The following is a 23,656-nucleotide window of genomic DNA, read 5'->3' as shown; positions in this document are numbered from 1 at the left end:
TATATATCAGCTTATTAGTCAACTTATTCAACTATGAATCGGGCGTTGTGGATTGGACTTATCGGAGTGTTGTTAACGATTGCGCTCACTTTTACGGCACGGGCCAACCACATCATCGGGGGGCACATGCAGATGACCAACGTCAACGGAGAGCCGGGGCGATTTCTCATCAAACTCACGTACTATTACGATCTGGACCGCGGAACACAGCCTATTACGCCGAGACTTTTATTCGTCATTTTCCGTAAGCGGGACAATCAGCTGATGGATTCACTCTCCATCACGACGCCGATCACGAGTAAGGACAACCTGGCTAAAGTCCCGATCACGAACACCAGTTGCCCCACTGGCGCTCAGAACGTACAATGGGGCATTGTCGAATACCAGCGGGAAATTCGGCTGGACCCGAGCCGCTACACCGACCCGGCCGGCTATTACCTCTCTAACCAGGACTGCTGCCGAAGTGGCGGCATTACGAACCTCAACGGCACCCAGGTCGGTTTTACGTATTACCTCGAATTTCCGCCGATGACGGGCGCTACGGCCCGGAATTCGTCGCCCCAGTTCCTTCCCATCAACGCCGATTACATGTGCGTGAACAAACCGTTTACGTTTTCCTGCGCGGCCACCGATCCCGATGGCGACCGGCTTCAGTATTCGTTTACTACCCCCCTGCGCGGCAACGTAACGACGCTGGCCAACCTGTATACCAACGCCCTGATTCCGGGGCCGTTCCCGGCAATCACCTTCAACGGTGGCTACTCGGCTACGAGCCCCATTCCGGGAAATCCGGCCGTTCAGCTGAATCCACAAACGGGTATTCTGACGGTAACGGCCAACCGCGAAGGACGGTTCGTCTTTACGGTCAGAGTGGAGGAGTTTCGGAATGGTCAGAAAATTGGTGAAACCCGGCAGGATTACCAGCTCGTCGCCGTCGACTGCCCGAACAACATTCCGCCCGAACCCGTCGCAACCATCGATACCTACCCCGTAGCGGCCGACGTCGCCCTGTTGTGTACGGGGCGAACGGCAACGTTTTCGGCCGAACCGAACCCTGATCTGAACTACCAGTGGCAACGTAACGGCACCAACCTCAACGGCGCAACGCAGCCGAAACTAACGGTCGATCAGGCGGGTGAGTACACCGTAGTCGTTTCGTTCAAGAATAACTGCGGCCAGACCAACAAATCACGCACGCTGACCGCCCGGTCGTTCGAACAAACCGTTCAGATTGAGCCGCCCACCAAAACGGCTCTGTGTTCGGCGTCTGACACCATCACGCTCCGGGCCTCGACCCTGCCGGTTACGTACAACTGGTTCCGAGATGGAACGGCGCTCGGCGGTTCTACCGAACGCGACCGGATTGTGAACCAGCCCGGTAGCTACTCCGTCGAGATTCGCGACAACTCCACCGGCTGTACGGCCACCAGCAACACCGTCGTGCTGACCCAGGCCGCCCGACCAACGGCTACGCTCACGCCCCCATCCGGGGTTATCTGCGAACGTGACTCCCTGCGACTGACCGCCGGCGGGGGCGCTACGTACCAGTGGCGGTTCAACGGGACCGATGTACCGGGATCGACCGGCACGACCCTTTTTGCAAAACAGGCGGGTGACTACGCCGTGATCGTGGCCAATGCGGGCGGCTGCCGCGACACCTCCGACGTATTGAAACTCACTATTCAGCCCCGCGTCAAACCCACAATGGCTCCGCTGGCGGCCGTTTGTGGTACCGATGGCCCCGTTGTTACGCTAAGCGGCACGCCAACCGGGGGCGTTTTCAGCGGACCGGGCGTCAATGGTACGTCGTTTTCAGCCCGCCAGGCGGGTGTCGGTACGCACCAGATCGTGTATCGATCGACCAGTCCGGGCGGGTGCCCCGGCGACACCGCCAGTCAGACGATCCGGGTGAATGCTCTGCCCACGATTCAGCTCCCCGGCGAGGTGACGGCGGGTACGCAAAGCATCATTACACTCGAAGCCGTTGTTAACGGCAACGGCCCGTTTCAGTACCGCTGGCAACCCCTGACCTGGCTGAGCGGCCCCACCCAGGCAACGGCGACCGTAACCAATCCCGAGCGGGACACGACCTACCGGGTCAGCGTAACCGATGCGAACGGCTGCGTATCCGAAGCAACGGTGCGCGTACTGATTCGCGCCCGGCTGGGCATTCCCGACATCTTTTCGCCCAACAACGACCAGATCAATGATACATGGCAGCTGTTCGGCATCGAAGCCTACCCCAGTGCTCAGGTTACGGTTTTCAACCGCTGGGGCGAGGTAGTTTTTCACGAACGCGACGGCTATAAAAAGCCGTTCGACGGTCTGCTCAATGACCAACCTTTGCCGGCTGGGATGTATATTTACGTACTGAAACTGTCGCCCGACATCGCACCCTTACGCGGATCGGTGGTCCTGGCGCGGTGACAGCGCTTACCCGGTTGTTTAGCGGGTGGGCCAACCAGCTATGATCTTAATCGAAAACACCTGCATCAGCGACGACGTAGCCGAAAAGTTCTTCGTCTGCAATCTTGATAAATGCAAAGGGGCTTGCTGCGTGGAAGGCGATATGGGCGCCCCGCTCGAACCCGACGAACCGGCTATTCTGGACCGGATTTACGACGACATCAAACCGTATCTGTCGCCAGAGGGCATCAAAGCCATCGAAGAAAACGGCCGCTACGAACAGGACGTCGACGGCGGCTACGTCACCACGACCGTAGGCGGCCGCGAGTGCGTGTATGCCACCTGGGACGAGCGCGGCATTCTGAAATGCGGCATCGAAGCGGCCTACAACGACGGCAAAGTGGACTGGAAGAAACCCATCTCCTGCCACTTGTACCCTATCCGTGTTACGAAATACGAAGCCTTTCACGCCCTCAACTACGACCGCTGGCCCATCTGTAGCCCGGCCTGTGGCTTTGGCGAGCAATTGAACGTACCGGTTTACAAGTTTGTGCGGGAAGCGCTCATCCGCGCCTATGGGGAAGCATGGTACGGCCAATTAGTCAACGCTATCGAAGAGAAGTGATTGGTAGTCACTGAATGACTGGTCTGTACGGTACGTCTGACCAGTCATTCAGTGACTACCAATCAGTTTTTACCCCTGGATCAACTCCGCGTCTGCTCGTAAGCAAGTTTGCCTGGTCAGACGTGCCGTTCAGACCGATCGAATTCGCTTACGAGCGCCATGCTTGAGGAAAAAGACTACTTCGAGGAAGTGTACCGGGTCGTGCGCGAAATTCCCCCTGGTCGCGTCACCACTTACGGGGCCATTGCCCGCTACCTGAGTCTTCGGGCCGGGGCGCGGATGGTTGGCTGGGCCATGAACGGCGTCCACAACCGCCCGGACGTACCGGCGCATCGGGTCGTTAACCGGATTGGCGTACTGTCGGGCAAACACCATTTCGGCCCGCCTACGGCTATGCAGGAACTGCTCGAAGCCGAGGGCGTCCGGGTGGAAAACGACCAGGTGGTGGAGTTTCAGCAGTTGCTCTGGGACCCCAGCGTGGAGCTGGCCGTGTAACAACCGCTTCATTGACACCAATCAGGATAAGCTTTTTGTCCAGATTTTGCTCAACCTTACTTTGCCCGAAAGTATGCTGCTTCATACTCGGTTTGTAGGTTTACTCCTTATCGCTTTCTTGGTAGCCCCAATCTCGCTATGGGCACAGTCAACCATCATTGACTGCACGTTTCCAAAATCCTGGGAAGGTCGGCAGGTGCTATTAGTGGCCAGGTCCCTGGCGCAACCCAATCTGATTGACACAACATCAATCTACGACCAGCGGGCGCGATTTGTCCATAACATCGCCGAACCTTGTCCAGCCTACGTTTGGGTGGAAGGGCACAAGGAAGATCTTACGTTTTTTATCGACTCTACCCACATCCAGATTTCGGTTGATTCCGGGGCTGTTATTTCCTATCAAGTGCAAGGATCGGCGACGAATTACCTATGGAAACAATTCGACGATGTGTTAGATACTGTACGGGCCACTACCAAAAAAGAGATCATTTTCCAGGGGGATACAATTCTGTCAATTCCATCCCAGCAACAGATCGATTCACTGGACAACGCCTATGCGATGCAGATAGACAGGCTGATTCAGTCAAACCCATTCGCAAAAGCCAGTTGGTATCTGTTTGCAAGCAATTATACGATGCTACCGCACCCGACAGCGGTAAAACTCCTGGATAAACTGGGCACCTTTGCCGCTTACCCTTCCTATGCACGCATCACCGGGCATCTGTTGCGCCAGCGACTGGGCATAAAAGCACCCGACTTCACCTTATCGATGGTGTCCGGCAACCGGTTGACGTTGTCGAAGGTCAAAAGTAAATACGTACTGCTGGAATTTTATGTAAGCTATCTTGTTCCTCATCAACAGCAGGAACCAGCCCTGCAGAGGCTTTATGCAACGTATCACCCATCGGGTTTGGAAATAATCAGGGTTTCAACCAGGCAGGATACAAACGCTACAGATTCACAAACCGTACCCTGGCTTCGGGTCATCGATGCCGCTGAGCCAACGACTACTGTGTGGAACAAATTCGGCGTCGATCTTCCTACTACGTGTTGCTAAACGCCCGAAAAGAGGTTATTGGCCGAGCGAAGTCAGTAGAGGAGATAGCAACCATACTTGGTGCCTTGCTTCGAACAAAGTAGCCTTCCACGTATGATCTGATTCCACCAATCAGCCTGCTTCTACTTACTTCAAAACCGGTATGCTGACTACGAACTCGGTGAACTGACCGGCTTCCGTGTTGACGATCATCTGCCCGCCGTGGCCGTTGGTAATGATGTCGTAGCTTAAGGACAAGCCAAGGCCCGTTCCCTGACCGGTCGATTTGGTGGTAAAAAACGGCTGAAAAATCTTGGTAAGCAGTTCGCGTGGAATACCGGTGCCGTTGTCTTTTATCCGTACTTCAACCGTACCGTTGTCGCGGTGCGTACTGACCTTTACCTGCGGCTGATACCCGGTCGGCTGCTGCCGGGCTTTCTCGGCAACGGCGTAAAAAGCGTTGTTGTACAGATTCAGCAAAACCCGGGCCATCTCCTGCGGCATCACTTCGACTGCCCCCAGGCTCCTGTCGAAGTCCATGACCAGTTCGGCATTGAAGCTCTTGTCCTTGGCCCGTTGCCCATGGTACGCCAGCCGCAGGTACTCATCCGCCAGGGCATTGATGTCGGTCGCTTGCTTGGTACCGGAACTGCTGCGGCTATGTTCCAGCATGCTCTTGATGATCGAATCGGCCCGTTTGCCGTGATGAACAATCTTTTGCAGATTTGGCTTCATGTCGTCGATCAGTTGCTCGGCTTCTTCTTTTCGGTCGTTCGCCAGCTCATCATTTAGCTCATCGAGCATTTCGACGCTGAGTTCGGCGAAGTTGTTGACGAAGTTGAGCGGATTCTGAATTTCGTGGGCGATGCCGGCCATCAGTTCACCGAGTGAAGCCATTTTTTCACGTTGCACCAGCTGCGCCTGCGTCGCCCTCAACTGGTCCAGCGTACGTTGCAGTTCTTCTTTCTGGCGGTTCAGTTCGTGGGTTCGCTGCTCCACTTTGTTTTCCAGCATTACGTTCTGTCCCTGCACCAGCCGCTCGTTGGCTTCCGACAGCCGTAACTGTTCCCGGACGGCCGCTTCCTGCTGCCGCTTCAACAGATTCACCTTGTAGGTGAGCGCGAGTGTAAACAGGATAATTTCTACACCCGAACCGATGTGAATGCTGTTGTACGACCAGAATGAATGCGGCAGCCGACCGGCGGCATACACCAGAAAAACAAAGATGGACGCAAAGAAAACGACATTACCAATGATGTAGAACAGGGCCGGCCGGAAGCCCCGGCGATACGTAACGATTCCGGCCGAGATACTAAAAATTCCCTCCAGCAGGGCAACCTGCGGCACAATGTCAATCTGCCGGCCCACCCGCTCCTGGAGGGTAACCGCCACTACGTTGATGAGAATACCCGTGGCATACAGCACGAAAATACCAATCCCTACTTTGTGCAGAACCGGTGCCTGCTGGCGAAGCCGCAGAAAAGCCAGCGTAAACGGAATGTGAAGCAGCCCGGTGATGCCGGCCAGTACGGTCGCGTAGCGTTCAATGGACGGATTCGACGGCCAGAAAAACTCGTTGGTGTGCCCCCGGAACAAGGCCAGTTGCAGCCCTACAAAAATCACCCAGATGGCATAGCGCAGCGTATCGGTTTCTCGGAGTCGGACGTACAGGATCAGACTGTATACGATGATGATCAGGATAAAGCCGTAATACAATCCATAAAACAGATCAGTGCGGTGCAGGTAATTCAGCAGATTATCCGTCGACCGGCAGAAAACAGGCCAGGCGGTTGTATAAACGCCCTGCATGGACACGTAGAATGTATGAGTCTGCCCCCGGCGCACCCGCGTTGGACAGACTTCATTACTTTTCAGATAGGTGTATGTCGTTTCGGGCTGAAGCGTACCTAACCGGTGCACGTCCACCACTTTTTGGTCGACCACTTCGTAAACGGTGATGTACTCCGTACCGGCATACACGAAATGCAGGAACAGGTTTTCGTCGGTTTCGTTCGTAATCTCAACCCGCAGCCAATAGCTCAACTGCCGATCATACGGTTTGATCAGTTCATTTCGGGCAGGTTCGAACGGGTAGCGACCGGGGTTTTGCAGCAATTGGTCAATAGAGACACTCCCTGCCTGTATTTCCAGCAGCGAACTCGCCGTAAACAGGTCGTAAGGCTGCACCGGATCCCGAAACCGGACCGGTGCAGCCTTGAGTGACCCAACGAGGCTTATAAACAGGAAAAACCGCAGGAAAACGTGTTTCATAGGCGCTCGGGTACAACGGGTAATAAAGCCGTTCGCAGCATCACATCTACTTTATGCGCTACTGTTCCGAACTCCTGTTGAGCAATGACTTCGGTTACCGTACCAATCAACGCAAAGGGCTGGGTGAGGATACGCCCCCGGTTTGCCGATTCAATTTCCAGCTCATCGATCAGTTGCCGGTGCTCGTTGTCTGTCCGGGCCTGGTGCAGCTCAAGGCTTTTGGCCCAGGCCAGGTCACGGCCGGCTTTCATCACCTTGTTTTCCATCGCTATCAACTCCTGCGACAGGTGTTCGACGGCCAGCCCGAACGGTTTGAAAATACGACCGATGTCATCGTTCATCTGGGTGTACATACCGTCGAAGAGCTTGTTCATGCGCTCAAAATCACCCATGAACCGGGTAATATCTTTCCCTCGGTAGACCTCCGCCACCACAATGGGCAGATCGAACGAGATGTGGGCATTGGCCGCGACAAAAATGTGCTGGTTGGTAGTTATGAGCGATTTAGCTGCGTCAAACGATACCTGCCAGGGCCCGGTAGCCGGCTTGCCGTCGAAATACTGATTCAGGGCTTCGAAGTACCGGTTACCAAAGCCAACATCAACCTGCTCCATTTCCAACGGATTCTCGAAAACCCCCAGCCGCAGCCCTTCAGCTACACGCTGGGTCACGAGTTTATACACCGCGCAGAAATAGCCCATCGGATTGTTCTGCGCCCGCAGGTGCCGGGCTACTTTGTCGAGATAGAAAATAACGTCGTCGATACGTTCAAGCGTTGGAATCCGGAAGTCGGGCAGTACGGTTTCGTCCCAGTGGTCGGTCAGGGCCGAGGGCAGGTAGAACTGCTCCTTTTTAGCCGCATTTGTGAACGCCAGTATCTGCCGGATCATGCCGTGACTGAACGTTCGGCCCAGCGACGCCAGAATACGGTTTTTATTGCCCAGATCACGGATGCTTTGATCGAACCACTGTACGGCTTTGAGCAGCGTCGACTCGTCGGCTTCAGCAGTAGGTACACTGAGCATATCAGCGTAGTTGTCGCCGATAAAAAAGCGCACAAAATACGGCGACAACCGTTGCAGGGGCTTAATCATCATGCGCTCGGTCATGAGGTCGATACAGGCCTCGGTCAGCGCGGCCCCCTCAACCGATGGACCAGCCTGCTGGTCCAGAATCCGGCTCATCAGCAACCGGCAGTCGGCTTCGTTCTCCGACAGCAGGTCTTCGTCGATGCCCATCATCCGGCCGACAACGTGCCACAGGTGCAGGTACGCGGCCCGCTCGTCGGGGGTGAGGGTAATGCCGAGTTGCTCCAGACCGTCGATGATAACAACACTGAACGACAGCAGCGTACCGACCTGATCTTCCTGATTGATGGGAATTCCATAGGTTTCGGTATCCCAGTTCCGCTCCTGCGCAAAATGGCGAATGATGGCGTGCATGAGCCGGACTTTCTGCGCGGCCACAATGGCCGTACCGTCGTGCCTGAAGTTGTCGTGGGTCAGCATGTCCACCACAAACTGCGCCGTTTCCATTAGCCGCCGGGTAAACGAATCCAGGGACCCGTCGTGCACACGCAGCCGGCCGGTACGATAAAGCACCTTAGCGCCCCGCCAGCAGGTGTAGCACAGCGGCAGGGACTTACACAGCAGGATGAAGAGTATTTTGGGCCCGTGCTGCCGGAACACGTCGGCCGCCGTCATGAGCTTGAACGGCTCCGCGAAGTCGGGCAGCGCCCTGGTTTCGGTAAAATAGTTCTCCACCACCTTCCGCACCGGCTCGGGCAGGTTATAGAATGCCGGATTCGGAAACTGCCGGTTCTGCACAAGCAGCTGAAAGATCTGGTCGACTTCGCCTTTCTGATTCTCAGCCAGCAACGTCGTGATAACGCCATCGGCGAGCGGGTCACCCACCTGACGTTTGCTCCATAGGAACTCGTCGGTCCACCGATCGGCTGCCGACGACGTAGTATCAGACTCCGCAGCCGAATCCCCTTTTAAGCGTCGGATCTGTTTAACAAATTGGTTGGCTACGCTAAGAAAGCCTTTGTCATTCGGGTGAATTTCATCGTACCAGTAGTCGGCCAGCCGCTCGGTACGCTGGATGGTACCCCGCAGATCGAGGTACGTTACGTTCGGAAAGGCAGCTGCCACCCCACGCAGCCGCTCGTTGAAGGCGTCGATCACGTAGCGGGCTATAGCTTCCCGCTCGGCCGGATTACTGACACCTTTCTGCGTCAGCACGTTACCCATCCACACCGAACCGCCCGGCAATTTGTGGGACCCGGCGGGCACTACGTAATCGTAGCCGTGGACGAGTACTTTCACCTGCGAATTGGCGAGACTGACCAGCTCAAAAATCCGTTTGAAGTGTTCTTCTATATCGGTCAGTTTTTTCTCAAACCCATGCGCCAGGTAACGCTCAGGACCGGTCTGAGCAGGGTTTGGCACGTCGGCAATCAGTTCTGCGAATCCTTCGCCCAGCAGATCGTTCCCTCCACCACTGAGCAGAAAGAAACCCGGCTTTATCGCGTTAATCGCTTCGGTGAACCGGCTATCTTTCAGGTAGTCCTTCAGGGTAGCACCGGCAGCGGCCACGCTGTACACCGTGTAAACGCCCGACAGGTAATCGACTACGTCGCGCAGCAGAAACGGATACTGAAACCATGAATCCCCCTCGGCCACGATCCGTAGCTCGTCGGGATAGCTGACCAGCCGCTGCCGATACTGCCGGTTCTGGGACCAGTTAGCCGCCTTGTTGGCCAGATTCAGCGCCAGATCCTTGAACAGGCCCCGTTCGCCGTCGGGCTGAATCACGGTCAGTTCGTCGCGCAGCTTAAGTGTCGGATGGAGGGGGTTGGTTGTATCCGTTTCGTAGTACAGACCAAGCGCAAAATCGGCCATCATAAACCGCTTGTTCTTTTCCAGACGAATCGCCGTGTCATCGACCAGTTGCTCATCCTCCGGTACGGCTAGCATGCGTTCCAGTTCGTTTAGCCGAACTTTATTGTATTCTGGATTGATCAGATCGAGCGTAATCGTCTGGGTACTCCACTGTGGAAGCGCAACCGTTCGGGTTGACGGTGGCTTCGATCCACCCCGATCGTCATCGAGTACCAGGACCGGTGGGTCCGGAAGCTTTTCGAGCGTTAAAAAGTTCAGGGTTACCTCAGAAAGCGGGTCGGTCGTTACAATCAGCTTGAAGTATTCAGTCGCTTTAGGCCAGTTGTATTGCCGGATTACTTCTTCCAGCCCAAATCCCATTGGGCTATAGCGTATGTTCGAGTCATATATATCTGACTGCGACAGCTCAATGCTGTCACCCGGTTTAATTAGTTGATGAATTTTAGATAGATAAGTAGGGTCTGATATGAAGTCCCGCGACAGATACAAAGGGGTGCAGAACAGTGGCCGATTGGTTGTGTTCGTCAGCCGGATCGTCAGCGACGTACTCCAGGTGCCATCGGCCTGTTTTGTAAACGAAACGGGTACCGGGTCAGGGTTAGCGCCCGTCACCGAAACGGGCTCACTATCGCCAACCGTTATTGAAACGCTCAGTCGTGGCTCGTCCAATGCCGGATTACGCAGGTCCCGGAGGTATTGCCACCGCGCGATCTGTTTGAGGTAACGGGTTAGTGTCGTAAATTTTTCGGGATCATCGGACCGGATAGGTTCAACCAGCGGTCGGTTCTCGTCACAAGGACGTGCGAGATAATACAGGCCATTCCGGCTATGCAGCGTGTAATCGGCCTGTTTTTCATCGTCTTCAAGAATCATGATGCCGTCCAGCGAATCAGGTTGCCCCGAATCCGTTGACGCCAGCCAGTCGGTGAGTTCACTTTTCAGCCCATCGTGATTTTTGTAGTGAAGCCGGATGGGCTGCGTGAGCAGGCCCTCAACGGTAGCCCGGTACACAACGGCTTTGTCCAGGCGCTGCCGGATATCGTCAGCGATAGTCAGTATGGTGTAATCAGCGCCAATTTCACCAACTTCGACCGGATGAGCCGTTTGCGTGATTGGATCATAAAGTCGAATGGTGCGGGCTGTCTGCCCAACCCCATGAATAGCGCCCACATCGAGTAGCCAGCCTTTCTCGTTGTTATACAGGATCGACGCCGTTACGGTACCTGTCTCTACCGGACGATTCAGGAAACCCCGGTTTAGTAACCCATCTGTCTTCTCATCCGGTGTATACACTCTTGGCCGTTGCACGTAACTAAACCGCAGGTACTGCCGAACGCGGTTATGCAGATCCTGGTACGACAACTGCCCATGAGAGGCCTTCAGCACAGCCAGCAGGCTTTTGGTAAACACGCCCTCGCCATCTACTTCTTTAGCCGTTTCGTCCGACTGGCAGGCGGCTATCTGCACGTGCGCCCCCTGCGGTAGCACCACGCCTATCCCCTGATCCCGTAGCAGTTCTTCAGAGAATTCATTATGAAAGCAAAAAGCTTCATAGGGACGCCAACCGGCAAACGGTTGTATCTGCCGTTCCCGCACGTCTCTCCCACTGAGCAGTTCAGCCACTATATCAGCCGAACGAGTGTTGTCGCCCGAATGACAGCAGTCAAAAATCGTCGCGATGTGCGCTCCTGTAGCGCTCACTTTCCCGATCAGGTAACGGAGTTCCTTGTCGGCCAGGAGGTAGTTCCAGGGGCTACCGGCATCGCCATCATAACAGACCAGGGACTCCAGTTTTCTGTCGGTCTCGGTTGGCCACAGACCGGGATCAGCATCTTCCTGCGTCCCATGACCAGCAAAGAAAAACAAGACCGTGTCGTTTGGTCCGGCCTGAATTAAATGGTTCAGAAATCCGTCGATAACAGCCGCTTTAGTAGCCTGCCGGTCGGTCAGGACAAGCGGATGAACGTTGAAATCGGTGAGTTGCTGAATGTACCGTTCTACAGCCTGAGCATCGTTGACCGGACCGCTCAATGCTTTCACTTGTTTATACGCGCCGATACCTACCAGAAGAGCGTACAGGTGGGGCGTATCTGCTTTCGTTGAAGTCGGGTTAGGGGTTGTCATGGTGTGAAAGGGTTTGAAACAAACCTATTGATAATACCACTGATTATCAAGGACTAAAAGTTCATTTGTCAGATTTCTCTGTGGTAGCCGGCTCGTCGTCGAATACCAGCAGCCCTGGTTCGTTCAGGTCATTGTCGAGCAGTATGCGCGGCTGCGATTCCTGCGGTCCATCGCCCCGCAGCGTGACCGCTTCCAGAATCTGCAAAGCCCCCGTAGCTGGGTCGGTCTCCAAGCGCACACACGAAAACGCAAACGTCAGCGGTTGATCACCCTCAAACGTAATAGACGACTTTGTGTTTGATACGCGTCTGAGATTGGTTTGAGCCTTGGCGAGGTAATCGTGCAGGGCCGGCACACCGGCTTCCAGGCTGCCTTCTCCACCCGACTCTTTGTTGATGGAAAACTCGCTGCTGACGATGGCATCGGACACGAGCAGCATCTGGTACGGGTCGTCGCCCCGAAACAGGCCCAGCGACGGGTGGTTCAGGTTCAGCCGCCGACCGGCCAGGGCCAGCCCCAGTTCGTTGAGATCGGCGAAGTGACGACGTACGTTGTGAAAAGATAAGGACAGCGTTTTTACGCCACTCAGCGATGCCTCCACCGGTGCATGACCCGCGTTCAGGCCTTTCAGAAATCCCCGCAAAATCTGGAGGCCCAGTCCTGCATCGACCTTACGGGTTTTGTCCAGGCTAGCGGACGAAACAGCTTCGTCGCGCAGGCCGAACGCCCAGTCCGGATCGTCGAGCAGGAAGCGTAGCTCGCCCCGAAACTGAATGTCGGCATTACGTCGGGCAACTACCATCAGGGGTTTAACCCGGGCTTCGGGTACCAGCAGCGGAGTTGCCTTGAAGGTATCGCGCAGGTACGTCGTGGTGTCGTTTCGACACAGGCGGATTTGAAAACTCATGGTAAAGGGAGGGTTGTGGTGTACGACAATGATAAGCAATCAAACTAACGTAAAGCCGCCGTGAGGACTTCATCGTACCGGCGGGCGATATCGGCAATGGTCTGGGCTTTATCGGTACCGTTGATGATTGACCGGGCCTTTTCGTATTCGGGTGGAACGCCTTCTTTAATGAACTGATCGAGTTTACGACCGGTAAACCAGCCCTCCCGCATACCATTAACAGCAATTTCATAAGCCAGCTTAGGCTCTTTGGCCAGATCGGGCGATGTAATCAGATCGACCTTAAATCGCTGACTAGCCCTCTGGTAGTTAGCCCAGCCCGTTAGCTGCACGTAGCCACGACCGTGAAACCGAGCGCCGTCGCCTACCTGCGTGTTGCCCAACATCCGGCCTACCCTGGTGTGTGGCCCGTAGCGCCGGTTAAAGTAATCATCCGAACCGAACTCATCGATGGGCAGCATGGTGTGGGCGGTTTCCCATTTGAACGTGGCCAGGCAGTAGGCCAGTTGCTGCCGATCTTTCACCGACCCGGAGAAACGGACATCGTTCTCTACCTGCACTTTCAGGAAACCCAGCGCCTGGACCATTGGCAGATGCAGGCGTCCAAACCGACTTTGATACGTGTCGATCAGTTTATTTTCGTTGAACTGGAACATGGCTGTTGTGGATTATGGTGAATCGGTTGACTTCCCGCGATTTGCGTGTAACAAACGTAGCGTCTTTGGCAGGATCAGACGTATGGAAACCGGCCAAAAACCTTCGAAAATTGGCCAAAGTACTGTTGAATTAGATTTACAGAGTTATTGGCTTTAGCAATCGAATCTAGACTTATGTTTAGCATGTACTATTTGACATCTATATGGCAAGCGAAAAACTACTCATCACAACAGCTAATCTAACTCCTGATTTTTTAAAACAACTCGATCGTGAACGGCGCGAAATTCGAGGAGCGATCTTATATGATGCTGGTGAACTGGTTGACTTATCCGAACTGAACAGCCTCGACTACCCGTCCCTCTGGGACCTGTTCGGTACATCTTCTGGTCAAGCTATCACCATGCTTCATTACATTGGCCATTCGTCGGAAGAAGGTTTATTAATGCAGGGGCCCGGTGGCACGATGCAACTAGCCAACGATGATCTGAGTGCTCTATTTAAACGCTTACCCAAACCACTGCGCTTCGTTTTTCTTAATAGCTGCTGTTCGGATACTACCGCCCGGGCTTTACTACAAGCCGGTATTCCCTACGTGGTTGGTACCAGTAAAGCAATCAGCGACAAAACCGCCGTACTGGTTGCCAAGAAATTCTATGAAATCCTTGGTGACATTAATCAATCAACCACCGTAGAAGACGCCTTTGAAGCTACAAAACGTTATTTCAAGAACCATCCTGATCAGCCTCTGGGCCAGTTAGCAGATGATCACCGGGGAGGATCAATGCGGAAGTCAGCCGATTTTCCGTGGCAGCTGCACAAGCGCGACGACCTCACCGACGAGCAGCGAAACTGGACGCTAATTCCACCTAAAGCTCCTGTTCTTAGTAAATCCACCGAACTTAATGCCCTATACAGGGTAACACCCAAATCAGCAGCCGGACGTCCGTTCTCGTTTTTTCTATCCTATACGATAGCGGATAAAGAAGTAGCGCAAACCCTCGTTCACCAGATTCAAGTGGCTTTTCGGCTCTATGGAAAAATGGATTCTATCTGGCAGGACGATTCACGAACCGATGCAACTCAGCGAACATCACAACTAACTGACAATCTAAATCTGGCCGACTTTGTATTTCTGTTAGTCAACGACGCTTTTCTCACAAACCCTTTGCTGGAACAGGTGATCAGCCTAACCAAGGCTCGTTTCGACACAGGGCAACTAAGCTCTCCACCCATTGTATTACCCACTGTCGAGTGTAATTGGCAAGATTCAGCCGCAGGGTCCTTTAATTCATTCCCCCTTTCTGGTGAGCCGGTTACTGCCAACATGCTGGATGAATTCAGTAATGAGCTATACAACCAATGGATGCGACTGATGCGGCAAAAACGGTAACGCTATTGATCGATTCGTATACGCGCGATACTGACCGAATTATCAGTATTATTAAAACGATCTACAAAACGCACTGTATCTCCTTCCAGTCTAATCCGAGGAACGTCAGGCCGAAGATCGGTTTCATAGATAAACCCGTTTTTAGGCTTTGTCAGCCGACTGTTTATGTTTTGCGCGTGCAATGCCCATTCTTTTTCCTTGATCTGCTTCCAGTACACAATCAGATTATCCTGTTTGCGCCAGTCGAAAAAACGAGCGTTCTTAACATTAAGAATCAGCTTTTGAGGATTATCCAGATCAAAAGCAATCAATGTACCATCATTCTGTAAAGCGAGAATTCGGGCCTGAGTTGCATCAAACTCGTATTCTTTAACAAGTGACTCCGTTAGGCTTATTAACGTGTCGAGTTGGTGACGGAATAAGTGATAACCCTGTTGGTCAGGATGGTATGCGGCCAATAGCCACTGGTCTGAACGGGAAGGCTCCAATCGGCATTGACTAACGACATAAGGTAAGGTTTTGATGAGAAGTTGCTGCCGTTCTATTTGTGTCTCGTTTAAATTAAAGATCACTATCTCTGTTGCCTGCCCGTTCAAAATACGTCGTGTCACCAACAGATTGTGGTCTGGCAAAATTTGATCGATGCGGTAATTCGACCTCATAAGGCTTTCGGGCAGGCTCATAGTAGTAAGCCTACCGACAGTATCAATTAGAAACAGTTCAACTGGATTCGACTGATGAATGGCATGCAACATTGATGTACGATCAGAAAACGCATACGTTAGAGGTCTATGATTAGTCCCCATTTTTCCAATTAGACAACCCGATTCTTTTTTTCTTACTTGAAGCTGACCACGGGTCGCAATAGCAATGAACTTATCATTCTTTGCCAATAAATGTGTCAGACAAGTATCCACCGATGATGCACAGTCCCCCCTGAATTTGATGGTATATCCCGGTTTTCCCACTTCATGTATGGTGAGCAGATCATTCTGACCGGCACCTTTATTCAACGACAAGTTAATTTTCGGTTTTGGTTCCGGCCGCTCAGCTACGTACGTAGCATCTTGAAACACAGTGCTTTTTTTAATATAATTAGTGGAATCGCCTTTCAACAGTTTATATTTTGAATATCCGGTTAATAACTCGTGTAAGGCCTTTCGTATAGCTGTTGCTTCGGGATCGTATTTATCCAGCAGGTCATTTCCAGCAACTTTTGACCGAAAAAAATTACCGATACTTAGAATAAGTCGATCCTCAACTTTCGATGAATCTAAGTAGTTATAATTTTTTGCCTTTGAGGATAAATTTCGATTTTTATAATTGAGATTAGGGTAGTTAGACTCTTTGCCATTAGGGACAATAAAATCTGACTGGAACGAGCCCATGAGCTTGTGCTGACACCATCCGAACAACGGAGCCATGCCAAACACTACTTGTAAGCAGAAAAGAGTCGCTTTCATAGCTATTTACAGTTACAGGGTTTCGACTGCTCGATTACGTTGATGTCTTTAATGGGCGAATCAGCTCGATTAAGTCCTGAATAAGCGTAGCTTCTGGTAGTCTGATCAGTAAGCAGAAGGCGCGTAGCTAATTGTTTCTCTGAGAAATAGTATGCTTTAAAACGCCCTTTTAATTTTTTCTGTTTACCGTTAGCCATTACATAAGCCTCATTAGCGCAACGCAGATAATACATTCCTTCCAGGCAGGCTCCCTTCTCCATCAATTTCTGAACAGGAATCATCTGTTCGCAAATCTTGCGTGCCTGATCTGTTAACTTTCTGAGCCGATGGTAACTGGATAAATTCGCATTATTTGTACCTGCATCTACGCTATCTAAAGTTCTCTTCGCTTCCATAAATAATCTTGCCTTCATGAGCGTTTTAGCATTTTCAAAATCGCTCCATGCTTTCTTGAGCCTGGCCTGCTTTAATTTATTATTATACTTTTCCAGCGTATCAGACTTGGCTTTTAAAGAATCTCGGGTATCCTGTAAAAACCCAACCGTCTTTTGAAGTGAGTCTTGGGCCAAGATTAGTGAATCGCTCTTTCTTTCAAGTTCTTTATTAGTGCTGTTTATCTCAATAGTAAAAAATGACGAAAGCACTAGCGTTAATATCCCTAAGCCTATAATTGCGTTTCTGATTTTCCTGTTTCTTTCACTACGTTCTTGAGCAAGCTTTTGATCGGCTTCAAACTTTTCTTTTTCTTTCTTTACGCCCAGTGCAATCTTGTCGTGGCTTATCTCATAATACGTATTACCCTGTATCTTGTCACGTTTCAGAATCCGATGATCTACCAGTCTATCCTTTACAGAAGACATTAAATCCAACTCGCTATCCTCTTTTAAGATACGATTCCCATTATCGTTAAGCAACGTAACAAGCTGGCTCATGATCACAGTTCTTGGCTGCTCGTTAATCGCGTTAATTGTATTTGAGAAGTACGCTTCGTTTATGTTTTGAAGGCCTGTAAGGCCACCATAGTCGGTCTGTTTTACGGTGATGGCCTTCGACGGAATGGGTCCACCAGCCTCAGCAATGTATTTATCTTCCAGGTAGCTACACACCAACTGGAGTTGAAAACTTTCAATTTCGCCAGAATACGCATCCTGTACACCCGTCAGAATATCATTTACGCACGCATCAGGAAACGTAATAGGCCCTGTTTCGTATGGTCCGTCGGCTACAAGTCCCGGCTCTCGTATGGCTTGTTCAGCCTGCTTTCGTAACATGGGCAGCAATTCATAACGCGTTTGCAGTACAAACGGCAGAAAATCACTCACTTCCTGCATCAGGTTAAGCATATCTGAACGGATGGAGAACACGACTCGTACGTTCACAGGCTTACTCTCTACATGATCCAATACTTGCTCGCCGGAAAAGCCATTGGCGTGCTGCATCGTATCAGAGAGTAACTCAGCGAGTTGTTGCAGAAATGCAACTCGCTGATCTCGTTGGGGATACGTACGAAAAAACTCCTCAAATTGATCGAAAACAAGCAGTGGAATCAGTGGCTGTCTGCGCAATATGAACGGGTTATTGCTAACTACTTCGCGAAGCGTTGCCTGAGGTGCGAAGGCTTCGGCACGGGAGCGTGTCCGGTTGAATGCATCATAAGCCTGCTGGTACTGGCTTATGAACCGGGCCATGGGTCCTGTTTGTTCTGCATCGCCCCCACCGGAAGCAAACTGGTTAAACCGAATGGGAATGGAGTAAAATCCGTACCGCTTTAACGCTGGTACAACGCCCGCATTTAACAATGACGTTTTACCCATTCCCGATTTAGCAAACAGCACCAACGTTTTCTGGGTCAGAATCAAGTTGGTAACCTCCTGCGTTTCGGTAGCCCGCCCCTTAAAAACGGGAGCATCCTGAACCTTAAACGGCGTAATTCCTGGATAGCGTCGCATATCAGATGGTCGTGCTTACGATGTCTTCCATGTCTTCCAGAAAAGCATCCACCTCCTGAATCAGGCTATCACAGTCAGTCTGGGAATTAAATGGCCGCTGTTTGTTTAGCAATTTAATAGAACCATCAACAAAGGCCGGTTTCCGCTGCCGATTAGCGCCAAACAGATTGTAATTATCTAACAGAACACCTTTTACGCCTGCATCCATATTCCGCTGCTGAGCTAGATCCAGAAAATCTTCATATTGAAAGTCGATCTCCCAGTTGGTAGAAATCAGGTATAGGACGATCTCTTCCTTCAAAACATGCTGGTGAATCTGATCATCCGACAAAGGACGATCGAACGACGTAACGGGTTGGCTGTACTTCACGGTCAAATCATATTCTTGACATTTAGTTTCTATCGATTGCCTGAAGGTCTCAAGGATGTCACGGTCCTTAGGATGGTATACTATAAATGCCACACGACTACTTGGGGGCGGGGGCGGAGGAAACTGCTCAGCCAGTTCATTGAGCTCGGTGAAGAACGTTTGTGCATCCGAATTCACAATCCGAACATCATCCTTATTACCCTCAACAGGAAACAGATTTTTATAATAGACAACAGTTGTGTCGGTTAGCTGCGCCTGAGGCTTACTATGCAGCCCGAACACGCGGGCATCCCGAATCTTTTCCGTTAGCTTACTGAAAAAGTAAAATATGGACCCCAGTGACCACGAATTGAAATTGTAGCCCACAAACAAATACCACCGGCAGTTTGCAAGCCGAGGAGCAATTCGTAGGTTTATTTTGTTGCCAATTTCACCGGAAGTAAGCGCATATAATTGAGCCAGTTCTTCTTCAGGACCAATCGCAAGAGAATCTGGGCGATCAGTGGATCCAAATAAGTTTAAGATTACCGGCGTTTCTTCGGTAAGACCATCGGAGGGATTGAGTTGAGGAATGATGTCAGGCTGAGGAACCTGTGTGAAAAATAGGCCCAATGGATTTCGGTTTCGGTCATCAAACGCTTTCATAAGCCGACAATCCGGGTCGGTTGTGAAAATAGTCCGAAAACCTAACTTTAGAATTAAATCATAAGGGCTATTAGGTAAAATCCTGCCCCTTTGTTGCCGATAAAACGTAGTTATTTCTTTCTGAATATCACCACGCTTGTAGTTTCGGTCCAGTAAAAGTCGGCAAACCACACTACTGAAACTATCCTGCTCATGTGAGTCAACGGGTGGTTCCGTTGGCAGTGCTTTCACCAGATGATTAGCCAATCGAACTCGCTGAGCAAGGCCATCCTCAACCAGATTTGCGTACGGACCCAGCACTAGTATACACTCCCCACAGCGGATTGAATCAATCAGTGATCTACGCTGCTGATCATTAAGGTTTAATAAACTTGTATTGGTGAGATTCATACGGTAGGTGGGTTAGATTAGCGTGATATGATTAATGTCGTTTTCTTCTCCTTCCGGGTGCGGCTGGCGTTCGGTTGGTCAGGAGGGCAAAGTGGGCAATAACGCATCTGGACTGGAACCCGAATGTGGTTGTATTCAATGTTATGTGCCTTACTACAACCGTGGTACGCCCGTTCGCCGGGTTCATTGGGGCAGCAGTCGCAGGCATTCGGCACACCGTCGCCATCATCATCGGGGCAGCCGCATGTAGCCGGGTCACCAAATTCATCGGGGCAGTTATCGTCGGGGTCAACAATGCCATCGCCGTCGGCATCAGGCGTTATTTCAATAGTCTTCATTGCACCTGTGTTAGGTTTTGTTTTTCCCAGTCGATACGTTATCCCTACGCTGGCAATGAGGTAGCTGTCTTTGTACTGTGAATACCCATAGCCAGCCTCCCTGAATCCATCCAGATAGTCGGACGTTGTAAATCGGTAACCGACTTCGACATGAGCAGCTAATTTCTGCTTGATTGCATACGCAATCCCGACCCCTACAGGCACAACAGGGGCGAGCCGTTTTTTAAGCTCAGCATCAAGGGCTATTTTCTCCAGGGTTTCGGGCGATGTTCGATCAGCCGCTCCACTTAGTGCCGGGTTTGTATACACCTGGCCTAGTCCAATGAAGGCATAGGGGGCAAATCGTCTTAAAATTGACCCTGTAGGAACCGGCTTTTTTAGTGGGTACATCTCCAGCAAAGCCGATAATTCAATCAATGGTGTCGAAAAATTCATCTGGCGGTAGTCCCAGCGTCCAGCCGGGTTGTCTACATCCTTGCCCGAAAGTGCACCGAAAACAAGATTACCCCGCAGGCTGATAAACGGGTTTAGTTGTCGCCGGACCATGGCGTTGATGCTCATGTTCAGCCCGGACGACACATACGGGCTGCTGCAATGCATATCGCCGAAATATTGATTTCGCCCCAGTGCTCCCCCTACCTCATACCGCTGAAGACCGCTTGGTTCAGTCTGGGCCATAGCCTTGATCAGCGTCAGCATCAGCAAAATTGAGAGTGTGGCACGTTTCATAATAAAGAGGAAGGATAGATATTGTCAAACCACGGATATGGCTTTATCGTCGGGTGTACTAAACCGTTCAAAGCAACCACCTGCCAACCCGCCCAAATTCAGCACATCGGCCAAAACTTACTTTGGATTTTCGGCCAACTTTCTTTGAGTTTGGGACAGACTTAACTGACCATGTACTCCGAGGGCGTTTTTCCGAAAAACTCCTTGAACACCGTACTGGAGTGAGCCGGGCTTTCGTAGCCCACCAGATACGCCGTTTCAGACACGTTACGTCCTTCGTGCAGCATCATTGCCCCTCGCTTCAGGCGATACTGACGGACAAAGTCGTTGATGGTCAGATTGGCCACGGCCGTTAGCTTGCGGTGCAGCGTCCGGCGACTCATGCCTATTTCGTGGGCTAATTCATCCACCCGGAACGTACTGTCGTCGAGGTGTTCTTCGATAATCGTGTGCAGTTTCTGCAAAAACGGGTCGAGTGCTTCGGGAGCCAGCGGGGTTTCGGGTCGACTGAACAGGGTGTGGTAGTGCGCCCGCAGGGTCTGCTGCCGAACCAGCAGGTTGTGAATCCGCAGCCGCAGTTCGTCGACGTGAAATGGCTTACTGACGTAGTCGTCGGCGCCCTGCTGCAAACCCTCAATGCGGCTTGTCTGGGCGGTTTTGGCCGTCAGCATCACCACCGCAATGTGGTCGGTGGCCGGGTCGGTCTTCAGCCGGTGCGTCAGTTCGTAGCCGTCGAGACCCGGCATCATAACATCCGTCAGCACCACATCAGGGAGTTCGGTCTGGGCCAGTTGCCAGCCTTCGTCGCCGTCGAAGGCGGTTAGAACCCGGTACTGGCTGGTCAGTTCGCCCGCTACGAAGGCCGCCAGTTCGGTATTATCCTCCACGACCAGCACGAGCGGTTTTTCGGCGGAGTCGCTCGTGTGCCCATTGGTAGTCTGTGTGGCAGACGCCAGCAGAGGCACCACCGAAGCGACCCGCAGGGCGGGCTGCGGGTTAAGCTGAACGGACTCCTTGCTGCCCACCCGTTCCAGTGGCAAAGTGATGGTAAACGTAGTACCCGGTGGCTTCCCGGTCGAATCACGGGTTGATACGCTACGAACCGAAACCGTGCCGCCCATCAGCTCAGTCAATTCCTTTACCAGGGCTAGTCCGATGCCCGTGCCCGGGTTTGTAAAGCTAAGGGCTGCCCCATTGGTGGCCTGCCGCTGTACCTGATAAAACCGGTTGAAGATGAACGGCAGCTTTTCGGCAACAATCCCGATGCCCGTATCGGTTACGGTCAGCTGCACCGGCGGTCCACCAGTCAGCCGGACGGTAACGCCCCCCGCGTTCGTGAACTTCAGGGCATTAGCCAGCAGATTATACACGATCTGCTCCACTTTCTCGGCATCAAAGACCACAATCTCCGCCAAATCGCTCTCATAGCTCAGGGCCAGCTTTTTTTCCTGCGCCAGCGGCTCGAACCGACGGACAATCTGGCTGATAAAGTCGCTCAGGTTACCCGCCATTGGCGAAAGAGTCAGGTGACCGGATTCCAGTTTGGCCAGATCGAGCAACTGGTTGATTAGCTGAAGCAGCTGATACGCATTTCGTTCGACCATCAGCAGGCCATTGTGCAGGTCGGGTGGCTCGCTATGGCGCTGCAGCAGTTTTTCAACCGGCGACAGGATCAGCGTCAGCGGGGTGCGGAACTCGTGGGTGATGTTGTCGAAGAAGCGGGTTTTCAGTTCGTCGATCACTTTGAGCTGACGCGATTCGTGAAGTTGCCGGATGTGTTCCGCCGTTTTCTCGATTGTAACGTCCAGATCCCTGAAATCAATGGGCTTGCAGACGAAATCGAACGCCCCCCGGTTCATGGCCATTCGGATGTTGTTCATATCCCCGTAAGCCGATACCATCACCGCCCGCAGCAGCGGGTTCACCGTGGGCAGTTCGTTGAGCAGGGTCATCCCATCCATTTCGGGCATGTTGATATCCAGCAGCACCAGGTCGATACTGGGATCGCTCTGCAACAGCGCCAGGGCTTCGCGGCCGGAATAGGCAAACCGAAATGCGTAGTGCGACTGCTGAATCCTGCGCCGAAACCACTTCAGCATCAACGGCTCCAGATCTAGCTCGTCGTCAACGACCAGGATCGTAATCATAGGAAAGGCAGGGCGAGTGTACTGTCGTAAAAGGTACAATAATCGTTACATCCTGATTTGTATTTTTAGTAAGCGGTGGCTGGTCCTTTGAGGGGCTCTGGCTCTGCAACCTGGCCTCTTTGTGTTCGTCGGTCGATTTTTATCAGCCTGTCTCAAGTCCGAACATAGCTGTCCTGAATCCGAAAGTCGTTTTGCCGGCTGCACCCGACCTTTGAACCATACAAACGCAGTCAAACACACATCCACTCAAAGGCCATTAAAACGTATCGACACCTCCTGCTCTTTGTGGTTCTGCTGGCCGGTTCCCATATGGTCACCGGCTGCACCGAGACCATCGAAGTTAAGCCTCAGCTAAGCAAAGGTCGGCTGGCACTACCCCGCCTGGCGGCTACATACGCTGACTCGACCAGTGCTAAAGCCCGCTATACCGAATGCCCGGCAATCCGCGACGAAAAAACGTTTTAGCCATAACCTGGCTGTTTGCCAGATCTGAAAATTGGACGACTAATTCAGTATCAACCTTTTACTATCCGCACATCATGAAACGCTATCCACACCACCTTTCTTTTGCCGCTTTGACAATCGGCTTTCTGGTAACCCTGACCAGTTGCAGCGAACAACCTGATGTTCCACCGCTGGTTGACCCAATTCCGGTACACATTGCTCCACCAAACTACGGCATTATTGAGATTGACTCCTCGAAGCTGAACGTTCCGGTGGAAATTGCGCTGGAGAGGCCGTAATGAACGACGCCCCCGTATTACCGTTCTGACGATACGTCAGACGGTATACGGGGGCGTCAAAGTAATTC

Annotated in this window: 16 protein-coding genes; 7 read left to right on the top strand and 9 right to left on the bottom strand. The window is 52.2% G+C overall.

What is annotated here, in order from left to right; all coding sequences use genetic code 11:
* Nucleotides 1-33 precede the first annotated feature (33 nt).
* The 4 genes from DYU11_RS29590 (at nt 34) to DYU11_RS29575 (ending at nt 4,583) form a co-directional block, all read left to right on the top strand.
* Complete coding sequence (locus DYU11_RS29590) at nt 34-2,427, top strand: T9SS type B sorting domain-containing protein (RefSeq protein WP_119671358.1); 2,394 nt, start codon at nt 34-36, stop codon at nt 2,425-2,427.
* A gap of 40 nt (nt 2,428-2,467) precedes the next feature.
* Complete coding sequence (locus DYU11_RS29585; RefSeq protein ID WP_119671357.1) at nt 2,468-3,031, top strand: DUF3109 family protein; 564 nt, start codon at nt 2,468-2,470, stop codon at nt 3,029-3,031.
* Nucleotides 3,032-3,190: 159 nt separating this feature from the next.
* Complete coding sequence (locus DYU11_RS29580; protein WP_119671356.1) at nt 3,191-3,526, top strand: MGMT family protein; 336 nt, start codon at nt 3,191-3,193, stop codon at nt 3,524-3,526.
* Nucleotides 3,527-3,587: 61 nt separating this feature from the next.
* Nucleotides 3,588-4,583 (top strand): redoxin domain-containing protein, encoded by a 996-nt coding sequence (locus DYU11_RS29575; protein ID WP_147368075.1) that lies wholly within the window; start codon nt 3,588-3,590, stop codon nt 4,581-4,583.
* Nucleotides 4,584-4,709: 126 nt separating this feature from the next.
* On the opposite strand, the gene DYU11_RS29570 is transcribed toward DYU11_RS29575, so the two are convergent.
* The 4 genes from DYU11_RS29570 to DYU11_RS29555 all read right to left on the bottom strand — a co-directional run bounded on the left by DYU11_RS29570 (nt 4,710) and on the right by DYU11_RS29555 (nt 13,423).
* Nucleotides 4,710-6,833: a sensor histidine kinase gene (locus tag DYU11_RS29570; RefSeq protein WP_119671354.1), complete on the bottom strand. Its 2,124-nt coding sequence runs from the start codon at nt 6,831-6,833 to the stop codon at nt 4,710-4,712.
* The gene (locus tag DYU11_RS29565; protein WP_119671353.1) at nt 6,830-11,860 is read right to left on the bottom strand and encodes a DUF5995 family protein; all 5,031 of its coding nucleotides are present in this window, start codon (nt 11,858-11,860) and stop codon (nt 6,830-6,832) included. The genes DYU11_RS29570 and DYU11_RS29565 overlap by 4 nt, the downstream gene beginning before the upstream one ends.
* Before the next feature lie 61 nt (nt 11,861-11,921).
* Nucleotides 11,922-12,767: a gasdermin gene (locus DYU11_RS29560; protein ID WP_119671352.1), complete on the bottom strand. Its 846-nt coding sequence runs from the start codon at nt 12,765-12,767 to the stop codon at nt 11,922-11,924.
* Nucleotides 12,768-12,811: 44 nt separating this feature from the next.
* The gene (locus tag DYU11_RS29555) at nt 12,812-13,423 is read right to left on the bottom strand and encodes a glycoside hydrolase family 19 protein (RefSeq protein WP_119671351.1); all 612 of its coding nucleotides are present in this window, start codon (nt 13,421-13,423) and stop codon (nt 12,812-12,814) included.
* 203 nt (nt 13,424-13,626) lie between these two features.
* Between DYU11_RS29555 and DYU11_RS29550 the strand changes: the two genes are divergently transcribed.
* On the top strand, nt 13,627-14,814 hold the full coding sequence (locus tag DYU11_RS29550) for a CHAT domain-containing protein (protein WP_119671350.1): 1,188 nt from the start codon (nt 13,627-13,629) through the stop codon (nt 14,812-14,814).
* 2 nt (nt 14,815-14,816) lie between these two features.
* Here DYU11_RS29550 and DYU11_RS29545 read toward each other — a convergent pair whose 3' ends face one another.
* The 5 genes from DYU11_RS29545 to DYU11_RS29525 form a co-directional block, all read right to left on the bottom strand.
* Nucleotides 14,817-16,277 (bottom strand): hypothetical protein, encoded by a 1,461-nt coding sequence (locus DYU11_RS29545; protein ID WP_119671349.1) that lies wholly within the window; start codon nt 16,275-16,277, stop codon nt 14,817-14,819.
* A 2-nt stretch (nt 16,278-16,279) separates the two neighbouring features.
* Entirely contained in the window at nt 16,280-18,226 is a 1,947-nt protein-coding gene (locus DYU11_RS29540) for an nSTAND1 domain-containing NTPase (protein WP_119671348.1), read from the bottom strand.
* A gap of 1 nt (nt 18,227) precedes the next feature.
* Entirely contained in the window at nt 18,228-19,631 is a 1,404-nt protein-coding gene (locus DYU11_RS29535; protein ID WP_119671347.1) for an SIR2 family protein, read from the bottom strand.
* Between the two features lie 17 nt (nt 19,632-19,648).
* A complete protein-coding gene (locus tag DYU11_RS29530) occupies nt 19,649-20,698 on the bottom strand; it encodes a DUF6089 family protein (protein ID WP_147368073.1) in 1,050 nt (349 codons plus the stop codon).
* 161 nt (nt 20,699-20,859) lie between these two features.
* Nucleotides 20,860-22,845 (bottom strand): hybrid sensor histidine kinase/response regulator transcription factor, encoded by a 1,986-nt coding sequence (locus tag DYU11_RS29525; RefSeq protein WP_119671345.1) that lies wholly within the window; start codon nt 22,843-22,845, stop codon nt 20,860-20,862.
* A gap of 309 nt (nt 22,846-23,154) precedes the next feature.
* On the opposite strand from DYU11_RS29525, the gene DYU11_RS33390 reads away from it, so the two are divergent.
* Both DYU11_RS33390 and DYU11_RS29515 read left to right on the top strand, forming a co-directional pair.
* On the top strand, nt 23,155-23,310 hold the full coding sequence (locus DYU11_RS33390; RefSeq protein ID WP_158600391.1) for a hypothetical protein: 156 nt from the start codon (nt 23,155-23,157) through the stop codon (nt 23,308-23,310).
* A gap of 74 nt (nt 23,311-23,384) precedes the next feature.
* Nucleotides 23,385-23,588: a hypothetical protein gene (locus tag DYU11_RS29515; protein WP_119671343.1), complete on the top strand. Its 204-nt coding sequence runs from the start codon at nt 23,385-23,387 to the stop codon at nt 23,586-23,588.
* Nucleotides 23,589-23,656 lie beyond the last annotated feature (68 nt).

It is taken from the genome of Fibrisoma montanum, assembly GCF_003583365.1.
Classification (GTDB): domain Bacteria; phylum Bacteroidota; class Bacteroidia; order Cytophagales; family Spirosomataceae; genus Fibrisoma; species Fibrisoma montanum.
The sequence above is the reverse complement of the archived record's forward strand: the minus strand, read 5'-3'. Positions and strand labels throughout refer to the sequence as shown.